We start from the raw sequence: 2,083 nt of genomic DNA on the forward strand, positions 1-2,083 counted from the left end.
AGAGTAGGACACCGCCGGACAACCATTCGAAGAGCCCCGACCACAGGTCGGGGCTCTTCACCTTTAACACCCACACAACAAACACGCGATGGCGCACGGCCCCGAGTGCATGCTAGTTTTTCAGTGATCGTGATCTAACAACAGGAGGTGAGACCCATGAACGCAGTATCCACCATGGGTGCTCCCTCGCTTTCCACGATCCCGCGACTGAGGTAGTCGCTGTTCGGGAGCGCCCCCTCGGCAATTCGCGAAAGGCGACTCCCATGAACACAACACCTTTTTCCAATGTGCAAGCCACCTCCACGTCGTCTCCAGAGCTGTTGGGCGACCAGGATCGGCCGCAGCTAGACAAGACTTTGTACGCGCTTCCCACAGGTGGGCGGGCGTTGGTCCTGGGTGGCGGCGGTTCGACTGGTAACGCTTGGCTCATCGGTGTCATCGCCGGCCTGTTCGAGGCCGGCTTGGACGTAACCACAGCCGACCTGACCATCGGAACATCGGCAGGCTCCACGGCTGCGGTGCAGGTCTCCGGCGCGTCGCCGACCGAGCTGCTTGCCGCCACCTTGGTGCCAGTACCCCAAACACGGTCAAATGCAGGCGGACCGGACCGGCCGCGCGTCAGGCCCGTAGTGGATCACATGGAGCGCATGCGCAAGATCATAGTTTCCGCTTCAGACGCTGCCGATATGCGCCGCAAAGTGGGGGCGTCCGCGCTCGAGATGGGTTCGGCGTCGGACGGTTCCTGGCAGGCGCAGTGGCGGACCGTCGTCGCCTCCCGTCTCCCCATCCAGCAGTGGCCGGAACGGCGGATACTGATCACGGCCGTGGACGCCGGTAGCGGTGAATCCGTGGTGTTCGACCGGCACAGCGGAGTCGACTTGGTGGATGCCGTAGCGGCAAGCTGCTCCAGTGGGCTTCCCTACAGGATCGGCGACGGCTACTACATCGATGGGGGTTACCGATCCAATGCCGAGAATGCCGACCTGGCAGCCGGTTCGGGGCGGGTTCTGGTCTTGGCGCCCTTCGGCGGCAGGTCACTGCATCCCAAGGAGTGGGGCACTGATCTTGCTACTCAGGTGGACCAACTGCGCGCAGGCGGCAGCAGGGTGGAAACGATCTTCCCGACCAGCGAATCCGGGCACATGTTCGGAACCAACGCGATGGACCTTTCGCTGCGGCCACCAGCTGCCCGTGCCGGTTACGTGCAAGGGAAAGACGTTGCCAGGGAACTCGCGGATTTCTGGCACTGATAGCAGGAGGGGCCCCCACGCAATGTGGGGGCCCTTCTGCGTTCTTGGACTTATAGGGTGGCTCGCTTCAGGCGTTTGGTGCCTTCGCAGCTTTGGCCGCGGCCTTGGCCGCCTGCTTGCTGGCGCGCACTTTGGCCAATGACTCTGGGTCCACGATGTCGGCCACGGATAAATAGGAGCCGTCCTCGCCGTAGTGGCCCGCGGCTTCACGCCACCCGGCTGCCTGCAGGCCGCATTGCTTGCCGAGGAGGGCCAGGAAGATCTTTGCTTTCTGGTCTCCGAAGCCTGGCAAGGCTTTGAGTCGACGGAGGACCTCGGCGCCGTCGGGGTCGCCGCTGGTCCAGATGGCCGTGGTATCTCCATCCCATTCACGGTGAACCGTTTCGGCGAGGGCCTGTACCCTGCCTGCCATGGAGCCCGGGAATCGGTGAACTGCCGGCCGCTCCTTGAACACTTCCACGAAACCGGCGGGATCGTAATCAGCGATCGTGCCCGGGTCCAAGGAACCGAGGCGCGTGCGGATCTTCTCAGGTCCGGCGAACGCTGACTCCATAGTGACTTGTTGATCGAGCAACATACCGGTCAGCAACGCAAAAGCGTCGTCACTGAGAAGTTGATCGGCGGCGGCATCTCCTGTGATGTGCAGTTCCATGGGTCCCATCCTCCCACCACCGTGCGGCGTCGTCATTTGCTACTGCGCACGGCCCTGCCGTCCTATGGATGGCAGCTCGCCAGGGGCAGGGTTCGACGGCGGGTGGTGGGGTTTGGGGTGGATTTGCGTTGGGGTGGTGGGGCGTGTATTGTTTTCTGAGTCGCCGGGTGCGAAACGGAAA

General features: G+C 63.0%; 2 protein-coding genes. One reads left to right on the top strand and one right to left on the bottom strand.

All coding sequences use genetic code 11. From position 1 onward, the window contains the following. Nucleotides 1-263: 263 nt before the first annotated feature. Nucleotides 264-1,250, top strand: a complete 987-nt coding sequence (locus FQP90_RS22855) for a patatin-like phospholipase family protein (protein ID WP_208760064.1) — start codon at nt 264-266, stop codon at nt 1,248-1,250. A gap of 67 nt (nt 1,251-1,317) precedes the next feature. Here FQP90_RS22855 and FQP90_RS22860 read toward each other — a convergent pair whose 3' ends face one another. Beyond that, nucleotides 1,318-1,911, bottom strand: coding sequence for an HhH-GPD-type base excision DNA repair protein (locus FQP90_RS22860; protein ID WP_144653402.1), 594 nt, complete (start codon nt 1,909-1,911; stop codon nt 1,318-1,320). Nucleotides 1,912-2,083 lie beyond the last annotated feature (172 nt).

The organism is Paenarthrobacter nitroguajacolicus, from assembly GCF_007786235.1.
GTDB lineage: Bacteria > Actinomycetota > Actinomycetes > Actinomycetales > Micrococcaceae > Arthrobacter > Arthrobacter nitroguajacolicus_A.